The sequence below is a fragment of the Microbacterium lacus genome, assembly GCF_039531105.1.
GTDB lineage: Bacteria > Actinomycetota > Actinomycetes > Actinomycetales > Microbacteriaceae > Microbacterium > Microbacterium lacus.
Map to the genome: position 1 here is coordinate 2,961,513 of NZ_BAAAPK010000001.1, position 18,760 is coordinate 2,980,272.

The following is an 18,760-nucleotide window of genomic DNA, read 5'->3' on the forward strand; positions in this document are numbered from 1 at the left end:
CTCCTGGGTCGGTGATCCGCGGCGGGTCAGGCCTCGGGGATGGCGATGACGACGCTCTTCGGCTCGAGGAATCCGCGCAGGCCCTCGTCGCCCAGGTCGCGCCCAAGTCCCGAGACACCGACGCCGCCGAACGACAGCGCGGGGTCGAAGATGTTGTACGTGTTCACCCACACCGTTCCGACATCGAGCGCCTGCGCCATGCGGTGGGCGCGACCCACGTCGTTCGTCCACACGCCCGCGGCGAGGCCGTACGGCGTGTCGTTCGCGATCCGCACGGCGTCGGCCTCGTCCTCGAAGGGGATGATGCCGACGACCGGACCGAAGATCTCTTCCCGCGCGATCGTCATGTCGTTCGTGACGTCGGTGAACAGCGTCGGCTCGACGTAGAAGCCCGGCTCCCGCGTCCCGCCCCCCGCGACGAGAGTGGCGCCCTCGTCAACGCCGGCACGGATGAAGCCGAGGATGCTGTCGCGCTGCTGCGCCGAGACGACCGGTCCCACCGTCACACCCCCCGCCAGGCCGTCGCCCATCGAGACCCTCGCCACCGCCGCGGCCATGCGCTCGTTCATCTCCGCCAGGATCGAACGCTGCACCAGCAGACGACTGCCCGCCGTGCACATCTGCCCCGAGTGCCCGAACGACGCGCGCATCGCGGTGAGGACCGCGGCGTCCAGATCGGCGTCCTCGAACACGATGTTCGGGTTCTTGCCGCCGAGCTCGAGCGTGACGCGTTTGAAGTCCTCGGCCGCCGCGTGCGCGACGGTTCGTCCCACCTCGGTCGATCCGGTGAAGGTGACCTTGGCGATGCCGGGGTGCTCGGTGAGGGCCGCCCCGACGCGGCGGTCTCCCGTCAGCACGCTCACGACGCCGCGGGGAACGCCGGCGCGCTGCAGGATCCGAGCCATGCGCAGCAGCGACAGCGGGGTGTAGGACGCGGGCTTGGCGACCACCGGGCACCCGGCGGCCAGCGCGGGTGCGATCTTGAACGATGCGGTCATGAACGGGAAGTTCCACGGCAGGATGATCGCCACCGGCCCGACCGGCTCCATCGTCGTGTACACGTGATGCGCGCCGCCGTCGATCGGCACCACCGTGCCGCCGATGCGCGACGGTGCACCCGCGAAGTGGCGGAACGTGCGTGCCGCGTTGCCCACATCGGCGCGGGAGCGTTCGATGGGCTTCCCGTTGTCGCGCGTCTCGAGGATCGCGAGATCCTCGAGTTCCTCCTCGATGAGGTCGGCCACGCGATGGAGGATCCGTGATCGCTCCAGCGGCGCGAGTCCGCGCCACCGTTTGTCCGCGTGCGCTGCAACGGCCGCCTCGACGGCGGCGTCGATGTCGGCGGGCGTCGGCTGCGCCACGGTCGTGAGCACCTCCCCCGTCGCGGGATCGATGACCGTGTGCACCTCCCGATCATCCGCAGGCACCCACTCGCCCGCGCAGAAGAAGGGCTCGTAGGTCGGCAGCGCCTCGACGGCGGCTCTCATGCTCATCATTCCTCGTTCTCGGGTGGTTCAGAAGATGTCGAAGTACTCGCGCTGTTCCCAGTCGGAGACGTGGCGGAGGTAGCGGGAGAATTCGGCGCGCTTGATCGCCGAGAACCAGTCCACCACGACCTCGCCCAGCGCCGAACGGAATGCGGCGTCCTGTTCGAGAGCGTCGACCGCCTCGCCGAGCGAGGCCGGCAGCGCGGGCGCGGACGTGTTGTACGGGTCGTTCGTCGGGGCCGGAGGGATGAGTCCGCGATCGACACCGTCCATGCCGCTGATCAGCTGCGACGCGATATAGAGGTACGGGTTGGCGGCCGGCTCCCCGGAGCGGTTCTCGAGCCGGGTCGCGGGGTCGCCGTAACCGCCGACCGCGCGCACCATCGCGCCCTTGTTGTCGATCCCCCACGCGATGCGGTCGGGAGCCAGCGAGTGAGGCTGATATCGCTTGTAGCCGTTCACCGTCGGTGTGGCGAAAGCGGCCGCCGCCGCCGCGTGGTCGAGGATCCCGGCGAGGTACGACGCACCCAGCAGGGACATCGACGCACCGGGGGCATCGGGCACGAAGACGTTGGCGCCTCCCGCGGACGTGATCGACTGGTGCAGATGCCAGCCGGTCGAGGCGCCCTCGGTGCCCTGCGGACGCGACATGAACGTCGCGTGGTAGCCGAGGCCCGCCGCGATGCGCCGGACGGCGCTGCGGCACAGCACGATGGCGTCTGCGATCCCGCGCGCGGAGCCGGCCTCCATCGTGAGTTCGAATTGGCTGGGGCCGAACTCGAGCTCGATCGACCGCAGCGGCAGGTCGAGGAGCGTGAGACCGCGGTAGAGCGCATCCACGAGTGGCTGCATCCGGTCCAGTCCCTCCTCGTACAGCAGTTGCGAACCGCGCGTCGTGGGGCTGGTCGCGACAGCCGCGCCGGGCCTTCCCGGCGCGCCGATGTTCGCGGTCGTCAGCGCCACGGCATCCGCTCGGTACACGTGGAACTCGAGCTCGGCGCCGACCGTCATGCCGTAGCCGCGCGCAGCGAGCGCCGTGAGCTCGTTGCGGAGGATCGACCGGGTGCACAGGGGGACCGGCGATCCGTCGGGGAAATGGACGTCGCACAGGATCCACCCGGTCTTGAGCGCCCAGGGGAGCACGCGGAAGGTCGCCGGATCGGGCACCATCACGATGTCGCCCGCGCCGCTGAAGCCGGCGAGCCCGACCCCCGTCTCGGCCGCGAACACCGAGAAGACGGACTGACCCGAGGTGTCCTTGAGCAACAGGGAGCTCGGCGCGGTCACCCCGGAGCGCATGGCCGCGGCGATGCCGCCGCGTGCGATCGTCTTGCCCCGCAGCACGCCGTGCTGGTCGACGAAGGAGAAGCGCACCATCTCGATGCCGAGTTCGTCGATGACGCGGCGCATCTGGCCCGCAGCGGCGTACTGCTCCTCGCTCCAGAGCCCGTGACGATCGATGAGACCCTCACGGTCCTTCGCGAGCATGGGGCGCGCGGAGATGCCCCCACCGCTTTCGGCGACGGGACGCTCGTCGACGTTGCGCTCACGCATCGACCGACTCCTGCACGCTCTCGCGCGGGCCGGCCCACGGCGAGGCGTCGCGGCGCTCCTGCTCTCGCTGCACCCACCGTTCCTGCCAGGCATCGTTCGCGGCGATGGTGTCCATCGCGATCGGCCCGGTCAGCCGCGCGGCCTCCTCCTCGCTCACCGGATGCGAAGGGGTCTGGCCGCCCGCGGCGAAGGAATCGATCGCGCGCAGCAGCATGCGACGGTTGGCGGTCACCGCGCGGTCGGAGATGCCCAGCCGCTCCACCGTACGGTCCTGGATCGCGCCCATGCTCTCCACCGCCCACTGGTCGTGGACGTTGATGTCGAGCCCCATGCCCGTGTACGTGAGCTCCTTCTGCTCCTGCGGGTCGAAGCCCCAGTTGTTGCTGCGATTGCGCAGCGGACGGTAGTCAGGGAGCGAGACGCCTTCGAGTCGCTGCTGCAGCAGGGTGTCCTTGTCCGTGACTTCGGCGAAGTCGTACCAGATCATGAACCAGTAGTGGTTCTCGTCGTCGATCGGCACATGCCACTGCGTGAAGACCTTGGTGTTGCCGAACGGCACGACGAACGCGTTCGGGAAGAGCAGGTTCGTGACCCGCACATGCTTGATGTCTTCGGTGAGCTGTCGCAGCGCGTAGACGCGCAGGCCGTGCTCGGCGCTCTCGACCTCGATGTCGGGGCGGTAGCTCTCGCCGACGAGCATCGAGAGCTTCTTGCCGGTCCCCTCCACCTCTTCGGCGAACTGCTGGCCGTACATGTCGCGTGGATCCTCTTGGATGAACCGGTGCAGGAACGACACGTGGCTGGGGTCGATTCCTCCTTCGAGCCCTTGGAGCCAGTTGCACTCCCAGAGACCCTTGAAGGCGAACGTGTACTCGTCGGGCGCGACGAAGCAGTCGTAGTGCGGAAACGGCGGGGGATCTCCCGCTCCCATGTAGGCGAAGATGAGGCCGTTCTTTTCGACGCAGGGGTAGTTCGAGATGCGGATCTTCCCGAGGAACTGGCTGTGGTCCGGTTCTGCGGGCTGTTCGACGCATCGTCCCTGGCCGTCGTAGAGCCAGCCGTGATACAGACACCGGATGCCGTCCTCCTCGAGGCGCCCGTACGACAGGTCCACCCCGCGGTGCGCGCAGAAGCGGCTGATCAGACCCCAGCCCTCGCGCTTCTTGAACAGCACGAGGTCCTCGCTCATGATCCGCACGGCCTTGACGGGACGTTCGCCCGGCATCTCCGAGACCAGCGCCACCGGCTGCCAGTACGACCTCAGCAGATTGCCGAGGGGCGTCCCTGGGCCGGAGCGCGTGATCTTCTCGTTGTCTTCCTGTTTCAGCATCGCGACTTACCCTTCGGTATCCGATCTTGTTGTTATTGTATCCACAGCTCAGGCATCCAGCACGAGGAGGGGGCACGACGCGCGCGAAACGCACACCATCATGCAGTCCATGCGCTCTCGCTCCTGCGAGGTCAGCACGAAGTCGCGGTGCTCGACCTCGCCCTCGAGCACGTGGGTCTCGCAGCTACCGCAGATGCCTTCCTCGCAGTCGGTGAGCACTTCCACGCCGGCCGACCGCATCACCTCGAGCACCGACTGCTCCGGATCGACCGTCAGCTCGACACCGGTCCGGGCGAGCCGGACGGCGAAGACACCGCCGGGCTCGTACTCGATGTCGGGTGCGGCGAAGTACTCCAGGCGGAGCCGTCCGTCGTCTTCGGGCAGCAGTTCTCGGAGCGCGCTCAGCATCCGCTCCGGACCGCAGGCGTACACCGCCGCGTCCGGCGCGGCCGCCACCGCGGTGGCGAGGTCGGCACGACCGCCCTCATCCCGCGCGACGACGGTGACCACACCGGAGCCGATCCCCATCACCTCGTCGAGGAAGGCCATGCGACGACGCGTCGACCCCAGGTAGAGGAGGCGCCAGCGCGCGCCGGCGCGGTCCGCGGCGTGCAGCATCGGCACGATCGGGGTGATCCCGATGCCTCCAGCGACGAAGAAGTACTCCGCCGCGGGCTCGAGGGCGAAGTGGTTTCGCGGCCCGCGCAGAGTGACCACATCCCCCGGACGCAGCCTTTCGTGCACGGCCCGCGAGCCGCCGCGACTGTGCTCCTCACGCAGCACCGCGATGCGGTACCGGGAGGAGCCGGGCGCTCCGGTCAGGGAGTACTGCCGCACCGGCGCATCCGGCAGCACCAGATCGATGTGGGCTCCCGGAGCCCAGTCGGCGGCACCGCCGTCGACCGGCTCAAGCTCCACGGCGATGACATCGTCCGCCTCGAACGTCATGGCGCGCACGCGAGCGGTGCGCTCCGATACTCCCTCTTCCACCGCCATGTTTGGATCCTAACACAACCGTTCTGGATCCAATATGTCGCATCGTGGACATTTGTCGCGCGCCACGGCTCTCGCTCCGCCGGGGTTCTGCTACGGTTCCCAACGAATCGCCGAAGGCGGTCGATGAGAGGGAGATCGCATGGCAGCCGAAGTCCAGCCCGCCTCCGAGATGACGGGCCACGCTCTCGTGGACGACATCGCCGCGAAGATCCGCGCTCGCATCATCTCGGGCGAGATCCCCATCGGCGCTCAGCTGCGTCAGGCCGAACTGGCGAACGACTTCGGCGTGAGCCGCACGCCCGTCCGTGAAGCTCTGCGCCAGCTGCAGACCGGCGGCCTGATCGACGTCGTGCCCAACCGCGGCGCTGTCGTGCGGATCCCCTCCCCGTGGGAGGTGAGAGAGGCCTACACCGTGCGCGCCGAGCTCGAAGGGCTCGCAGCCGTCCTCTCGGTGGGCAACGCCTCGCACGAAGACATCGAACGGCTGCGTGTCGCCAATCAGGCCATGTACGATCGCTCCCTCGCCGAACGCGACGAGGCGAACGAGGCGGCACTCGACAGCCGGCGCGAGAACGACATCTTCCACAGCACGATCGCCGAACTCTCGGGCAACTCGCGCCTGGCCCGCTCGATCGACGAGATCAACGAGACCTTCCCCCGCAACGTGTCGGCCCAGCTGCTGGTCAACGACAGCCGCCATCGCGAGGAGAACTTCGCCGAGCACGGTCGCATCCTCGACGCGCTCGAGCGCGGCGACGCCGAGGCTGCGCGCGCCGAGATGCGCGAGCACGTGATCAAGGCGGGCGAGCAGCTCGCACGCTGGTACGAGCGCCGCTCGTCCACGGTCTTCAAGGGCTGACCGCCTCTCCGAAGACCACTTCGCTCAGGCGAGCGCCACCGCCGCCATGAGCACCACCGATGCCCCCATCGCGAGGGGAGCCGTACGGCGCAGCGCGCACGCTCGCGCAGGGATTCCCGTCGGCACCCTCATGGTCAGGGACATGTGGGCGGATGCCGACGCGAATGCGACACCGGCCGCGAAGGCCAGCCACGCCATGGCCTCACCCGACGCCGCGTGCGAGCCGTGCCCGCCGCCGGACGCGTGGACATCGCCCGACATGAGCAGGAGCAGGCCCGCCATGAGGACGGCGCCCATCGCGTCCATCGCCGGTCCGGAGCGGTCCTCCGGACAGCCGGAACGCGTCCCGGGAACCGCCGTCGCACACGCCAGGGCGGCCACGAGGAGCACTCCCGCCCAGCCCACCGTCGGCAGCAGGCCCCAGCCGAGCACCACGTCCGACATCGCCAGGAGCATGCCCAGGGCGAGGACGGACTCCCGCACGCGGAGTCGACGCCCCGACCCTGCGACGCAGCAGGTGCTCACCGCTGTCGCGATCCACGCACCCGCGTGCAGGACCTCCGCCATCAGCGCGAGTGGTCGTCGGATCCGTGGTGGTGGTGCCCGTGTCCGTGATCGCCGTGCGCGTTGTGATCGTGGTCATCATGGTGGCCCGGAGCGTGACCGGCGTGCGCGGAGGCATGGCAATCGGCGTCACTCGCCGACGGCGGGACGTCCAAGGACGGGTTGCGGGTGAAGAAGCCGTCCGGCTCGAGCCGCAAGCCGATCCGGTGAACCGGCATGATGGGCCACTCTTCGGGCTTCGGGTAGTGGTGCACGCCGACGATCGGCCACACCACTAGCTCAGCCCCGTCGAGTGAGCGATCGGCTTCCTGCCATGCCGTGATGCCCTCGGCCGACAACGGCGCCTGATTGGGGTACTCCCCCGCGATGTAGCGCTCGGACGGGTCGTACGCCGACGCCCACAGGTGCTTCGCGACGAACGGCGCCTTGCGCTCGACGACGCTTCCCGGCTTGGCGAACAGGCGTGTCGTGTTGGGCAGGGTGAGCCGGTACGACGTGGCCTCGCCGAAGCGGTTCGTCTTCTCGGTGTTCTCGATCCGCCAGTGCACCGCTCGAGAGGCATCCGCGGTGCGCGCCGCGTCCTTCTCGGACGAGATCGTCTCCGAGACCATCTTCACCGCGTTGCCGTAGGGGTTGAGCTCGTCGTCGTCCTCGACTTCGGCGTGCACCTCGACCAACCGGTTCTTCGGTCCGTCGACGGCCGTGTCCAGACGCACGGCGAAATAGTGCTGGTGCGTCGGCGCCTGCACGTTGGGGCTCACCATCCGCCCGTAGCGCGGCGTCTGCCTGTCGTCGATGCCCGACACCGACAGGATGCCGGTGAGCTTGACCTCGAGTTCGATGTTGCCGTCCTGGTGGAACGACCAGTAGAAGCCGTAATCGTAGTTGGCCACCGTCGCGAAGAACGACACCACCAACCGGCGGGAGCGACGGACGTCGGCCTCGCCGATGCGCGTGTTCACGTGCTTCCAGAGGATTGAGTGATCCTCTTCGTGCAGGCAGACGCCGTTGACGATGGTCTTCGCCTCGCCGTGGCCGTTGAGGAAGTGGGCATCGAAGTAGCGGATCTCGCCCAGGCAGTCGCAGCCGAGCTCGAGCGATGCGGTCAGCGGCCCCGCGCCGTACTCGCCCCAGTCGAAGAAGTTCTTGCGGTAGGCAGTGGGGTCGGAGTCCAGGTACGGCACGTACATCTCGTTGATCGACGCACGCCGGAGCACCGAACGCTCGACATCGCCGTCACGATAGGTCACGTCGTGGAGGATCAACCCTTCGCGGTGGGTGAAGCCGATCCGGAAGGACCAGTTCTGCCACCGGACGAGGTGTCCCTCGACCTCGAAGCCCGGCCCCTGGGGCTGGATGATCTCCAGCGGCGCGACCTCGCGATCCGGACCCCAGGTCCCCGAACGATAGTTGCCCCCCTCGCTCGCGAGCGGGATGACGCCGTGGTCCTCCAGCTCGATGATGTCGAGGGTCTCCAGATCGAGAATCGGGACGAGGCCCGCCACCGGGCGCGCGTAGCCGTTGTCGTCGACGCTCTCGCGGTGCCAGACGGATCCCCACGACAGACGCCGGTCCTCGTACCCTTCCGGCTCGAATCCCGTCATCGACTCGGGATCGACCCAGACGAGAGACGTGTCGGTGATGCCGCGCTTGGCCAGCGCCTCTTTCAAGAGGGGGTGATTGCGCGCCGCCTGGGCGACCATGCGGGCTTCGTCGGAGGAGACGCCGGGGCGCTTGGCGTCCACCGGCGACCAGGAGCCGACGGATGCCTCGCGGTCGGTCCCGCTCGTCCATGCCGTGACCTCCCACGCTGCGTGCGCATCGGGGTTCATGACGACGAGGCGCACGGGGCGACCCTGCCCGTCGGCGAGGCTGCGCGCGAGCGACTCCTCCACCGCGACGCCCCAGAACCGCGGGTTCTCGCCGAGGCGCGCATCGGCGCGGACCAACGCCGCCACTTCCGCGATTTCGTCCGCGGTGAGCGGTTCGGTCCAGTGTCGGGCGGCGTGCATGGGGGCCTCCTCCGTGTGCGGGCGGGTCGATACGTGTCGTGTCGGATCGGGGGACGTGGTCGTCATGCGATGCTCTGTTCGGTCGCGGAATCGGGATGCATCACGATGCCGACACCGTCGGCACGGGGATCGCTGCCACTCGTGATCTCGCCGCGCGCGCGGCGCACGAGCTGGACGTGCCCGGCCTCATCAGCGCGAGCGGGGAATCGGACGACGGGCAGGCCGTTCTCGCGCGCACGATCGAGCACGTCCGGGGCGACCCCCGGCTCGGCGACCAGCGAGAGCTCGGGTTGCCCCAGATCGCGGTCGCCGACCACCCAGCGAGGACGATCGAGGATCGTCGAGAGTGCCTGCTCGGCATCGACGGCCTCCGGGAGGATCTGCGACAGGATCCACGCCTGTGCGCGTCCCCCCTGACAGCCTGCGACGACGGTCACGCCCGGGGCATCGACGATCGCGGGGCACAGGGTGTGCGGCGGGCGGGCGCCGGGGCGCACCGCCGCCGGCGACGCCGGATCGACGCTGAATGCGCTGCCGCGGTTGTGCAGCATGATCCCCGTGCCGGGATCGAGCAGGCCCGCGCCGAAGGTCTGATACACGCTCTGCACGATCGTGACGCTCCACCCCTCGTCGTCCAACGCGGTCACCGCGGCGGTGTCACCGAGAGGGCGCGGTTCGGCGAACGCCGGTGCGGGGGTACGGACGCCGAGGTCGAGCAGAAGGTCGAGGTCGATGTCGCTCGATCGCGGATCTCCCAGCGCGGCGGCCCGCGCATGTACGCCGCGAATCGCGGCATCCACCAGGATCGCACCCGAGACGGATCCGGCTGCGGCCCCCGCCGTCGCCGCGGTGACGACGCCGATCAACACCGGTCCGACGGACGGCGGCGGCGCGACGTGCCAAGTCTGCTCCCCGATCGGGCGCGTCAGGGCGGGCACGACTTCCGCGGCGTAGGCCGAGAAGTCCTCGACCGTGTGGGTCCCCCCACCCGCGCGCAGAGTGTCGACCAGGGACCGCGCGATGCCGCCCCGGTAGAAGTCGTCCACATCGTCGGCCAGGCTGCGCAGGGTCACGGCCAGCGCGGGCTGACGTAGCGTCTCGCCCTGCGTGAGCGGGATCCCGGCGGGCGCGAACACCCCGCGCATTCCAGGGTCTTCCTCCACCGCATCCGCACGCGACGCGATCGCGCGCGCCAGACCTGCGCTCACCGGGAATCCCCCGTCCGCGACGTTCGCGGCGTCCGTGAACGCGGAAGACAGATCGTGCCGGCCGCCGATCGCGGCGATCTCGCGCCATCCGGCGACGATTCCCGGCACCGTGACGGCGTGCGCCCCTTGCCGGGGCACCTCGGTCCAACCCGACACCACATCGCTGATCGCCGCCGGCGCGGTTCCGGCAGCGATCACCGCGGTGGTTTCGCCGCCCGGAGTGCGGACGAGGGCGATGAGGTCGCCGCCCAGCGCGCACTGGTGGGGGTAGACGACCGTGAGCATGACGGCAGCGGCGAGCGCCGCGTCGAGCGCGTTCCCGCCCCCCGCGACGGCGCGCTTGCCGGCGGCGACCGCTTCGGGATGCGGTGCGGCGAGTGCGATGGTCATGTCAGATCCCCCGTCGGGACGTAGAGATGAAATCGAGATCACGGCGTTCTGCTCCCGTGGCGAGATCGGCGAGCGCTTCGCCCACGGCGGGTCCGAATTTGAACCCGTGGCCGGAGCAGGCCGATGCCACGACGACCTCGGGTGCGCGCCGCAGCGGACCGATCACGAATCGCTTGTCCGCCGTCATCGTATACAGGCATGCGGCGAGTTCGACCGCGGCGGTGTCGATCCGCGGCACGTAGAGACCGAGCAGCTGCCGCAGCGCCTCCGCCTCGGCCTCGGAGGGTGGTGCGACGGGCGATTCCGGGTCCCAGATCAGTCCCGCGTCGATGCCGAGCTTCACGCCGTTGCCATCGGCGTCCGGAATCCCGAAGACGAGCCCTTCGTGTCTGTCGACCGAGAAGGCGCCCAGTGACGGCGGCATCCCGACCGCCTGACCGGCTGCCACGGTCAGGGTCAGGATGCGCCAGACTTCCACGAGCGGCGCGAGCTCGGGCACGAGCGCGCCCATCCAGCTGCCCCCCGCGATCACGAGCCGGCGCGCGCGGAGCTCGCCCGCATCGGTGCGCAGCACGACGCCGGCGTCGACCCGCTCCCACCCCTCAGCGCGCACACCCCACCGCAGCGCGGCGCCGTGCGCGGCGGCCGACTGCTGCAGCGAGCTCACCGCACGGGACGCCTCGAGCACTCCGGCATCCGGGTCGTACACGGCGCCGTATCCCGTCGGCACCGCGAATCCCGGCATAAGCTCGGCCATCCGTGCGCGTTCGTCGACGACCACGCAGCCGGGGCCCTGCAGCTGCGATTCCCCGCGGTGGGCGTACAGCCCGCCGGTGCGGTGCAGCAGCGTCTCCCCGCTCTCGCGCTCGAGCGCGCCCCACCCGTCGAAGGCGCGCGCGACGAAGTCGTTCCAGATCGGGTTCGGGTACGCGCGACGGATCATGCGGGTGCGGCCGTGAGAAGAGCCACGCGTATGGGCGGGCTCGAAGCGATCGACGGCGATGACGTCGACCCCGCGACGTGCGAGAGCGGCCGTGGCGGCGCTGCCGTGGATGCCGAGGCCCACGACCACGACGTCGGCATCGCGTGCGGTCACGGCCGGGCTTCCTTCCGCGCGATGTCCGCGACGCCCTCCAGCAGTTCGACGATATCGGCGCCGTCGTTGTACACGTGCGGAGAGGCCCGCACGACCGAGGCGATCGAACGATCCCCGAGATCCCATTGCCCGTGCGTCGCCGGGACCGAGACCACGCGCACGCCCCGGTCGGCGAGCGCCGTGGACACACGAGCCGATTCCACGCCGTCGATCAGGAAAGTGACGATAGCAGAGGCGGATCCCTCGGGGTCGGCGATCGTCACGCCCGGAATGTCCCGCAAGGACTCGCGGACCAGCTCGCCTGTCGAGGTCAGCCACCTCGCGGTCTGGGCGATGCCCCGACTGTTGGCCTCCTCGAGTGCAACGCCCAGTCCGAGTCGACCAGCGATACCTGCTTCCCACGTCTCGAATCGACGGGCGGTCGTCGTGACGTCCCACGACGACGCGCCCACCCATTGCGACCCGCGGACGTCCGGAGCGGAGGGCGGCAGCATCGCCGCGCAGTCGCGCTGCACGAATGCGAGCGCCGTCCCCCGCGGGGCGCGCAGGAACTTCCGGCCAGTCGTCACCAGCACGTGGCAGCCGATCCGGGCCACGTCGATGTCGAGGTGCCCGACGGACTGCGTCGCGTCGAGGACGTAGGCGGCACCGTAGCGGCGGGCTAGCCCGCCGATCTCGTGCACCGGCTCTACCAAGCCCGACGATGTGGGGATGTGTGCGATCGTGAGTATCGTCGGGCGCCCGTCGGCGAGGAGCGCTTCGAGCGCCTCGAGGTCGACGCGGCGCTGCGCGTCGGTGGGCGCGAGGACCAGTTGGACGTCCTGCTCCTTCTGGAGCGTCATGAGGTGCAGTGCGTGGCTGACGTATGTGCTGCGCGAGGCGATGATGCGCGAGCCGGGAGCAGGGCGGAAGGCATCCAGGATCACGCGCAGTCCGGTCGATGCGCTGTCGAAGAGGGCGATCTCTTCGGCGTCGCAACCGAGCACGGCGGCCGCCGACCCGTAGACCGCTTCTACGCTCTCCTTGACCTGTGCAGCTGCCTCGTAGCCCCCGATGCGCTCCTCAAGGCGGAGATGCGTGACGACCGCCGATACCACCGCGGCCGTGGGCAGAGCGGAGCCCGCCGCGTTGAAGTGATGGGACGCGGCCGCGCCGCGAGTGAGTTCACGCTCCAGCGCGACATCGAGCGTGGCGCCGACCAGCGGCACGACCGCGTCTCGTCGAGCGGCGTCAGCCGCGGGCAACGATGTCATGGAACTCCGTGTCCTCTCAAACAGGATCCAAAACTATCACAAATGGATCCATCATGTCTAAAGTGTCCTCAGGAGAATGAAATGTCACGAATGCTCGCCTTCGTCGCCGCCCAGCCCGCGGCGACCGCCGATGCGATCGGGGACCGTCTGCTCACGGAGTTCGCGGCGCTCGCGAAAGTGCACTCCGACGGCTGGGGTACGGCGTGGCTCGATCCCGAGAGCGGCGCCGTGACGTGCGTCAGCGGTGCCGGCACCGAGGTCGGGAGCCGCAGATGGTTCGAAGCCCTCGCGGGCCCCGCATCGGCACGGATGGTCTACCTGCGCTTCGCGAGCCGTGGCTCTCCGGCCTCCTCAGAGAACAGCCAGCCGTTCCACCGCGACGGGGTCGCGTTCCAGCACAACGGTCTCCTCGCCCCGCGCGACAGGCTCGTCGATCTGCTCCATCCTCTGGAGCGCACCCGGCTTCTGGGAACGACGGACAGCGAGGCGTATTTCGCCGTGGTACGGGACCGTGTCGGCGCCGTTCGATCGGGGCGCACGGAATGGGCGGCATCGAGCCTCGCGGTCGGCGTCGCCGAGGTGCGTGCGCGGTTCCCGGTCGCCTGCCTGAACGCGATGCTGCTCTCGGAATCCGGTCTGCGAGTCGTGCACTCCACGGGCACCGCGCCCGCGCCCCTCGCCGCCTTCGTCGACCGCGGCGCCGACCTTTCGTCGCTCCCGTCGGGCCACGGCGAGGACTACAACACACTGCTGAGCACGACGACCGACGGCGGAGTCCGCATCGTCGCCACCACCGGCGTCGATCAGATCGGCTGGATGCGCCTGCCAGGCGACACGGTTTTCGAGGTCGCACACGACGAGATCAGGGGCGTCGCCCTCGATGTCTGAGACTCGCAACCACCACTCGACATCAGTGAGAAGCCGCCCGGCTGCTAGCTCGGGGCGCCGAACGGGATCCACCGCTGCGCCCGACTTCCTGACAGACAACTGCCGACTCCGGGCACGCAGAGCTCGTCGCCCGCTCGGCGAGCAACCAGCCGCCCCCGTCCGCACCCGATGCGCCGCAGGCAGCTTCCTACGAGGCCCCGGATCCGAGAGCCCGCCTAGTCGGCGGACCGTACATAGGCGTTCTCAGGCTCCGTATGTTCCGGGTGCGAGTGGAAGCCGGGACGTGCCGAGGCTGCCCATCACCCAGCGATCCATCCGCTCGTATGCGGTGTCGCGCGCCTCAGGTCGGGACAGGAACACGTCGTGCAGGGCGCCCGGGATTCGCTCGATCGTCACGGAGTCCCCCAGCTTCAAGGCCGCGCGCGCGATGTCGTCGACCACGAGCACACTGTCGGTCCGCGTGAGCTCGTCCGACCAGCGGGCGGGGACGGCGGACTTCTGCGACAGGAGCACGCACACCGGCGCACTCACGTGCAGTCCTGCGGCGACCTTCGCGTGGCCGGCCAGGATCGCCGCCAACCAGCCGTGGTGCACGGCCGTCGTCTGCTCGGGGCGCCACTCCGGGTTCACGTCGAGCTCACGGCCCGCCGCCTCGCGCTGCGCCCGCGTGTAGAAGCCCATGTCGACCTGCGGCAGGGTGCCGAGCGGTCGCAGCCGGGACTGCAGCTCCACGACGGGTGCCACGGCCCCTCGCACGACCCCGAGCTGGAATTCCAGCCACGGGCTGTTCAGGATCAGCGCGGACGCGGCATCCGGATGATTCGACGCCCAGATGCTGAGCGTAAGCCCGCCGGTCGAGTGACCGACCAGGACGAGACGGCGATCGGTGGACGACCCGTCGCCCGGGCGACCCATCGCGATCAGCGCGGCGGCGATGTCCTCGTCGTATGTCGTCAGGTCGGCGATGTAGCCCGGAGTCTGCCCCGGGCGGATGCTGCGACCGTACTTGCGGAGATCGAGGGCGTAGAAGTCGGCTCCCCGATCGTTCCAGTAGCGCGCAAGACTGCGCTGGAAGAAGTAGTCCGACCAGCCGTGGACGTACAGGACGTCGACGTCGTGCAGCGGCCTCCGGTCGCCGAGCAGGTTCGCGAAGACCGAGTGGCGCGCGAGTGATCGCACGAGCGTCGCGACGACCGGTCCTTCCGAATCCTCGCCGAGGTCGAGGGTGAGCTGCTCGAACGGCTCGCCGAGAACATCCGCGACCCAGTCATGCGCCATCGCGCCAGCCTACCGGCGGCCCTCAGCACGGCATCCGTCCCGTCCCCGGCCGCGCGGGTCACTCTCCGCGCGAGACCCGCACCATCTCGTCGCGCGGCACGACCTTGATGCGCGCACGCTCGTGCGGCGCACCGAGGGCGACCTCGTGCTCGTCGAGCCGGTGCCAGCCGTCGAGGTCGGTCCAGCGCACGCCGCGCTCGGCGAGAAGTGCGGGGATCGCTTCCTCCGACGGATCCGCCGGCTGCCACCAGGATCCCTGGTCGTTGATGAGGTGGCGCACCGTCTCCATCGCATCCGACTTCGTGTGCCCGATCAGGCCCACGGGCCCGCGCTTGATCCAGCCGGTCGCGTAGACGCCCGGCACGCGGTCGTTCGAGTCCTTGCGCAACGCCTGGCCTTCGTGGTTCGGGATGACGCCGTGGCGCTTGTCGAACGGGATGCCGGGCAGCGGCGAACCGAAATAGCCGACGGCCCGGTACAGGGCCTGGATCGGGACCTCACGGATCTCGCCGGTGCCGATCACCCCGCCCTCGCCGTCCGGCCGCGTGCGCTCCCAGCGGAACGCGGACACGCGGCCCTCGGCATCCGTGACGACCTCGAGCGGCTTCGCGTAGAAGTGCAGGTGCAGGCGACGGGATGCCGTCCCTCCGGCGTTGTTGACCGAATCGCGCTTGCGCCACGACTGCAGCACACGGTCGATCACCATGACCTGCTTGTTGCTCGCGATCGCGGCGCGCGACGCGTCGTCGTAGTCGAAGTCCTCGTCGTAGACGACCATGTCGACATCACGCAGTTCGCCGAGCTCACGAAGCTCGAGCGGGGTGAACTTCACCTGCGCCGGACCGCGGCGCCCGAACACGTGCACATCGGTGACCGGCGAGGCCTTGAGGCCCTCGTACACGTTCTCGGGGATCTCGGTGGGCAGCAGGTCCTCCGCGTGCTTGGCGAGCATGCGGGAGACATCCAGCGCGACGTTGCCGTTGCCGATGACCGCGACGGATGCCGCCTCCAGAGGCCACTCGCGGGGCACGTCGGGGTGACCGTCGAACCAGCTGACGAAGTCCGCGGCCCCGTAGGACCCCGTCGCCTCGATGCCGGGGATGTCCAGCGAGGAGTCCTTGGTCGCGCCGGTCGCGAAGATCACGGCGTTGTAGTGGCGCTTGAGGTCTTCCAGCGTGATGTCCTCGCCGAATCGCACATTGCCGAACAGGCGGATGTCGCCGCGGTCGAGAACTTCGCGCAGCGCCGTGATGATCCCCTTGATGCGGGGGTGATCGGGGGCGACGCCGTAGCGGACGAGGCCGTACGGAGCGGGGAGCTGCTCGAACAGGTCGATCGACACGTCGAACTTGCGTTCAGCCTTCAGCAGGATGTCGGCGGCATAGATGCCCGCCGGTCCTGCACCGACGATGGCCAGCCTGAGCTTGGTCATGTGGTGTCCTTTCAGGAGGAGCGGTCTGCGACGGCCTGGGCGAAGCGTGTGAGCGCCTCGCGGACGGCCCCGTCCGGCAGGGGCGCGAGCGCCGCGATCGCCTCGTTCGACCAGGCGTGGGCGAGGTCGAGGGTCGCCTGCGTGGCGTCGTGCCGGCGGAGATCGGCCAGTTCGTCGTCGAGGATCGCGGGGTCCTCCCCCGCGGAAATGCGCTCGACGCCCTCGTCGATGCGCTCGCGGAGGGCGATGGAATCGGCATCCGTCCGCTGTCCGAGCACGAGGTACGGCATCGTCGGAACGCCCGCCCGCAGATCCGTGCCGGGCACCTTGCCGGTCTCGTCGGGATCGGCGGAGAGGTCGATCACGTCGTCCAGCAGCTGGAACGCGACACCCACCTTCTCGCCGAAGAGCACGAGCGGCTGCTCGAATTCCTCGGGGGCGTTCGAGAAGATGACGCCGGACTGGGCCGCCGCGGCGATGAGCGACCCGGTCTTGTCCGAGAGCACCTTGAGGTAGAACGCGGCGCGGTCCTCACCTTCCTGCGGGCCCACCGTCTCGTGCATCTGGCCCAGCACGAGGCGCTCGAACGTGTCGGCCTGCAGCCGGATCGCCCGGTCGCCCTGGCGCGCCATGATCTGGCTCGCGCGTGAGAACAGCAGGTCTCCGGTCAGGATCGCGACGCTGTTGCCCCATACGGCGTGGGCACTGGGAACACCGCGGCGCTTGTCCGCGGCATCCATCACGTCGTCGTGATACAGCGTTCCGAGGTGGGTCATCTCCAGCGCCGTCGCGCCGAGGACGACGTTCTCGTTCGCCCCGTCGCCGAGCTGCGCGGTGATGAGGGCGAGCATCGGCCGGACGCGCTTGCCGCCCGCCTCGTAGAGGTAGCGACTCGCCGCGTCGGCGATCTGGTCGGTCATGCGCAGCTCTTCCGCGAGCACGCGGTCGACCTCGATCAGGCCCGCATCGACGGCCTTGCGGAGCTTGCGGGAGCGGGGACCGGCGAATGTGCGGTCGGTGAGGCCCAGCTTGCCCGCTACGCGCGAGCCCTGCGCTGAGGGAGTCACCCGCCCAGCCTATCGGGGGCCTTGGTGGCCCGGTGCAACGCGACGATCCCCATCGAGAGGTTGCGGTGCGCCACACCGATCCAGCCGACCTCGCGGATCCAGGTCGCGAGGGTGCGCTGGTCGGGCCAGTCGCGGATCGACTCGTTCAGATAGTCGTACGCGTCGGCGTTCGAGCTGACCGCTTTCGCGACGACGGGCAGGACGCGGTCGTTGTAGAAGCGGTACAGCCCCTCGAACGACCGCGACGGCGGGTGCGAGAACTCGCACACCACGAGCCGGCCGCCGGGCTTGGTGACCCGCAGCATCTCGGCGAGCGCCTTCTTCGGCTCGTTCACGTTGCGCAGCCCGAACGAGATCGTCACGGCGTCGAACTCGTCATCACCGAACGGCAGGGCGGTCGCGTCGGCTTCGACGAACGACAGATTGCGGATGCCGCCGCCCGCGGACCCCGCACCGTAGCGACGTCGGCCCTCCGCGATCATGCCCGGCGAGAAGTCGGCCGCGACGACCTCGGCGCCGCTGCGCGCGAGCGCGACAGAGCTCGCACCCGTCCCCGCTGCGAGGTCGAGGATCCGCTGGCCGGGCTTCGGAGCGACCGCACGCAGAGTCGCAGCCCGCCAGAAGCGGTCGTTGCCCATGCTCAGCACGGTGTTCGTGCGGTCGTAGTTCTTGGCGACCTGGTCGAACATGCCGCTCACGCGCGCAGGGTCCTTCTGCAGGTCGGCGCGGGTGTGCGGAGGTTCGGGGATCACTCCCCAAGTCTACGGTCGGGCAGATCCAGAGCGGCCAGGCGCCGGAGCCATCCGTCGGCGGTCGCGTCGTCGAACGGCGGGGTGCCCGCCCGCACCTGTTGCTCCAGATCGATCGCGACGTCCTCGAGCTCGGTGACGATGTGCAGCGGGTAGCCGTAGGCGACGCGATGCTCGTCCCACTCGTCACGGTCATCGATCCAGATGCCGCGCCCATCGACGGCGCTGACGACGTCGAGATCCATGTCGATGCCGTAGGGACCGCGCTGTCCGTCGCGCTCCTCCCACCGCACGTCCCACCCGAGGTCGATGTAGATGCGGTACGTCGCCGGCGGCGCGACATTGACCGTGAGCGCGTACTGCCCGCTCGGCGGGATGAGCGTGACGTTGTCGCCGTCCACCTGGTAGTCGCGCTCCGGCCGGTGGCTGCGCCACCCCGCTCGCTGACCGACCCAGTCGCCCCAGCGGTCGCTGCCGAGGTAGACGCATTCGTGCACCCAGTGCGCGCTGCCGTCCCATTTGCGCCACCGGAAGAGCACGGGTGTGCCCGGGGCAGGACGGTCGGGTTCAGTGCTCATCACGGTTCAGCTTATGACC

The 18,760-nt window shown here is 69.5% G+C and carries 16 protein-coding genes; 2 read left to right on the top strand and 14 right to left on the bottom strand.

Translation table 11 applies throughout. The annotated features are described in order from the left end of the window. Nucleotides 1-26: 26 nt before the first annotated feature. Genes ABD197_RS14060 through ABD197_RS14075 form a run of 4 tightly spaced genes read right to left on the bottom strand, consistent with a single transcriptional unit; the run spans nucleotide 27 to nucleotide 5,367 of the window. On the bottom strand, nucleotides 27-1,493 hold the full coding sequence (locus tag ABD197_RS14060; RefSeq protein WP_344055479.1) for an aldehyde dehydrogenase family protein: 1,467 nt from the start codon (nucleotides 1,491-1,493) through the stop codon (nucleotides 27-29). A 21-nt stretch (nucleotides 1,494-1,514) separates the two neighbouring features. Further along, nucleotides 1,515-3,041 (bottom strand): glutamine synthetase family protein, encoded by a 1,527-nt coding sequence (locus ABD197_RS14065; RefSeq protein ID WP_344055480.1) that lies wholly within the window; start codon nucleotides 3,039-3,041, stop codon nucleotides 1,515-1,517. Continuing rightward, complete coding sequence (locus ABD197_RS14070) at nucleotides 3,034-4,371, bottom strand: Rieske 2Fe-2S domain-containing protein (RefSeq protein ID WP_344055481.1); 1,338 nt, start codon at nucleotides 4,369-4,371, stop codon at nucleotides 3,034-3,036. Before ABD197_RS14070 ends, ABD197_RS14065 begins: the two co-directional genes overlap by 8 nt. A gap of 48 nt (nucleotides 4,372-4,419) precedes the next feature. After that, a complete protein-coding gene (locus ABD197_RS14075; RefSeq protein ID WP_344055482.1) occupies nucleotides 4,420-5,367 on the bottom strand; it encodes a PDR/VanB family oxidoreductase in 948 nt (315 codons plus the stop codon). Nucleotides 5,368-5,506: 139 nt separating this feature from the next. Between ABD197_RS14075 and ABD197_RS14080 the strand changes: the two genes are divergently transcribed. Then, on the top strand, nucleotides 5,507-6,226 hold the full coding sequence (locus ABD197_RS14080; protein WP_344055483.1) for a GntR family transcriptional regulator: 720 nt from the start codon (nucleotides 5,507-5,509) through the stop codon (nucleotides 6,224-6,226). Between the two features lie 24 nt (nucleotides 6,227-6,250). Here the strand turns inward: ABD197_RS14080 and ABD197_RS14085 are convergent, their stop codons facing one another. The 5 genes from ABD197_RS14085 to ABD197_RS14105 all read right to left on the bottom strand — a co-directional run bounded on the left by ABD197_RS14085 (nucleotide 6,251) and on the right by ABD197_RS14105 (nucleotide 12,749). Then, nucleotides 6,251-6,793, bottom strand: coding sequence for a hypothetical protein (locus tag ABD197_RS14085; RefSeq protein WP_344055484.1), 543 nt, complete (start codon nucleotides 6,791-6,793; stop codon nucleotides 6,251-6,253). Continuing rightward, the gene (locus tag ABD197_RS14090) at nucleotides 6,793-8,802 is read right to left on the bottom strand and encodes a primary-amine oxidase (protein ID WP_344055485.1); all 2,010 of its coding nucleotides are present in this window, start codon (nucleotides 8,800-8,802) and stop codon (nucleotides 6,793-6,795) included. Before ABD197_RS14090 ends, ABD197_RS14085 begins: the two co-directional genes overlap by 1 nt. 62 nt (nucleotides 8,803-8,864) lie before the next feature. Next, entirely contained in the window at nucleotides 8,865-10,400 is a 1,536-nt protein-coding gene (locus ABD197_RS14095) for a gamma-glutamyltransferase (protein WP_344055486.1), read from the bottom strand. 1 nt (nucleotide 10,401) lies between these two features. Continuing rightward, nucleotides 10,402-11,496, bottom strand: a complete 1,095-nt coding sequence (gene solA, locus ABD197_RS14100; RefSeq protein WP_344055487.1) for an N-methyl-L-tryptophan oxidase — start codon at nucleotides 11,494-11,496, stop codon at nucleotides 10,402-10,404. Further along, on the bottom strand, nucleotides 11,493-12,749 hold the full coding sequence (locus ABD197_RS14105; protein ID WP_344055488.1) for an aminotransferase class V-fold PLP-dependent enzyme: 1,257 nt from the start codon (nucleotides 12,747-12,749) through the stop codon (nucleotides 11,493-11,495). Before ABD197_RS14105 ends, solA begins: the two co-directional genes overlap by 4 nt. Before the next feature lie 81 nt (nucleotides 12,750-12,830). On the opposite strand from ABD197_RS14105, the gene ABD197_RS14110 reads away from it, so the two are divergent. After that, the gene (locus ABD197_RS14110) at nucleotides 12,831-13,637 is read left to right on the top strand and encodes a class II glutamine amidotransferase (protein ID WP_344055489.1); all 807 of its coding nucleotides are present in this window, start codon (nucleotides 12,831-12,833) and stop codon (nucleotides 13,635-13,637) included. A gap of 243 nt (nucleotides 13,638-13,880) precedes the next feature. Here the strand turns inward: ABD197_RS14110 and ABD197_RS14115 are convergent, their stop codons facing one another. Genes ABD197_RS14115 through ABD197_RS14135 form a run of 5 tightly spaced genes read right to left on the bottom strand, consistent with a single transcriptional unit; the run spans nucleotide 13,881 to nucleotide 18,741 of the window. After that, nucleotides 13,881-14,915 carry an alpha/beta hydrolase gene (locus ABD197_RS14115; RefSeq protein WP_344055490.1) on the bottom strand — a complete coding sequence of 345 codons (1,035 nt, stop codon included), beginning with the start codon at nucleotides 14,913-14,915 and terminating at the stop codon, nucleotides 13,881-13,883. 58 nt (nucleotides 14,916-14,973) lie between these two features. Continuing rightward, nucleotides 14,974-16,347, bottom strand: coding sequence for an FAD-dependent oxidoreductase (locus ABD197_RS14120; protein WP_344055491.1), 1,374 nt, complete (start codon nucleotides 16,345-16,347; stop codon nucleotides 14,974-14,976). An 11-nt stretch (nucleotides 16,348-16,358) separates the two neighbouring features. Further along, nucleotides 16,359-17,414: a polyprenyl synthetase family protein gene (locus ABD197_RS14125; RefSeq protein WP_344055492.1), complete on the bottom strand. Its 1,056-nt coding sequence runs from the start codon at nucleotides 17,412-17,414 to the stop codon at nucleotides 16,359-16,361. After that, nucleotides 17,411-18,166: a demethylmenaquinone methyltransferase gene (locus tag ABD197_RS14130; protein ID WP_425561023.1), complete on the bottom strand. Its 756-nt coding sequence runs from the start codon at nucleotides 18,164-18,166 to the stop codon at nucleotides 17,411-17,413. The genes ABD197_RS14125 and ABD197_RS14130 overlap by 4 nt, the downstream gene beginning before the upstream one ends. Next, nucleotides 18,163-18,741, bottom strand: a complete 579-nt coding sequence (locus ABD197_RS14135; RefSeq protein ID WP_344055493.1) for a DUF402 domain-containing protein — start codon at nucleotides 18,739-18,741, stop codon at nucleotides 18,163-18,165. The genes ABD197_RS14130 and ABD197_RS14135 overlap by 4 nt, the downstream gene beginning before the upstream one ends. Nucleotides 18,742-18,760: the final 19 nt, after the last annotated feature.

What these genes read in the sequence shown, in the direction of transcription:
- ABD197_RS14060 (WP_344055479.1), bottom strand. Translation starts at nt 1,493, where the DNA reads ATGAGCATGAGAGCCGCCGTCGAGGCGCTGCCGACCTACGAGCCCTTC.
- ABD197_RS14065 (WP_344055480.1), bottom strand. Translation starts at nt 3,041, where the DNA reads ATGCGTGAGCGCAACGTCGACGAGCGTCCCGTCGCCGAAAGCGGTGGG.
- ABD197_RS14070 (WP_344055481.1), bottom strand. Translation starts at nt 4,371, where the DNA reads ATGCTGAAACAGGAAGACAACGAGAAGATCACGCGCTCCGGCCCAGGG.
- ABD197_RS14075 (WP_344055482.1), bottom strand. Translation starts at nt 5,367, where the DNA reads ATGGCGGTGGAAGAGGGAGTATCGGAGCGCACCGCTCGCGTGCGCGCC.
- ABD197_RS14080 (WP_344055483.1), top strand. Translation starts at nt 5,507, where the DNA reads ATGGCAGCCGAAGTCCAGCCCGCCTCCGAGATGACGGGCCACGCTCTC.
- ABD197_RS14085 (WP_344055484.1), bottom strand. Translation starts at nt 6,793, where the DNA reads ATGGCGGAGGTCCTGCACGCGGGTGCGTGGATCGCGACAGCGGTGAGC.
- ABD197_RS14090 (WP_344055485.1), bottom strand. Translation starts at nt 8,802, where the DNA reads ATGCACGCCGCCCGACACTGGACCGAACCGCTCACCGCGGACGAAATC.
- ABD197_RS14095 (WP_344055486.1), bottom strand. Translation starts at nt 10,400, where the DNA reads ATGACCATCGCACTCGCCGCACCGCATCCCGAAGCGGTCGCCGCCGGC.
- ABD197_RS14105 (WP_344055488.1), bottom strand. Translation starts at nt 12,749, where the DNA reads ATGACATCGTTGCCCGCGGCTGACGCCGCTCGACGAGACGCGGTCGTG.
- ABD197_RS14110 (WP_344055489.1), top strand. Translation starts at nt 12,831, where the DNA reads ATGTCACGAATGCTCGCCTTCGTCGCCGCCCAGCCCGCGGCGACCGCC.
- ABD197_RS14115 (WP_344055490.1), bottom strand. Translation starts at nt 14,915, where the DNA reads ATGGCGCATGACTGGGTCGCGGATGTTCTCGGCGAGCCGTTCGAGCAG.
- ABD197_RS14120 (WP_344055491.1), bottom strand. Translation starts at nt 16,347, where the DNA reads ATGACCAAGCTCAGGCTGGCCATCGTCGGTGCAGGACCGGCGGGCATC.
- ABD197_RS14135 (WP_344055493.1), bottom strand. Translation starts at nt 18,741, where the DNA reads ATGAGCACTGAACCCGACCGTCCTGCCCCGGGCACACCCGTGCTCTTC.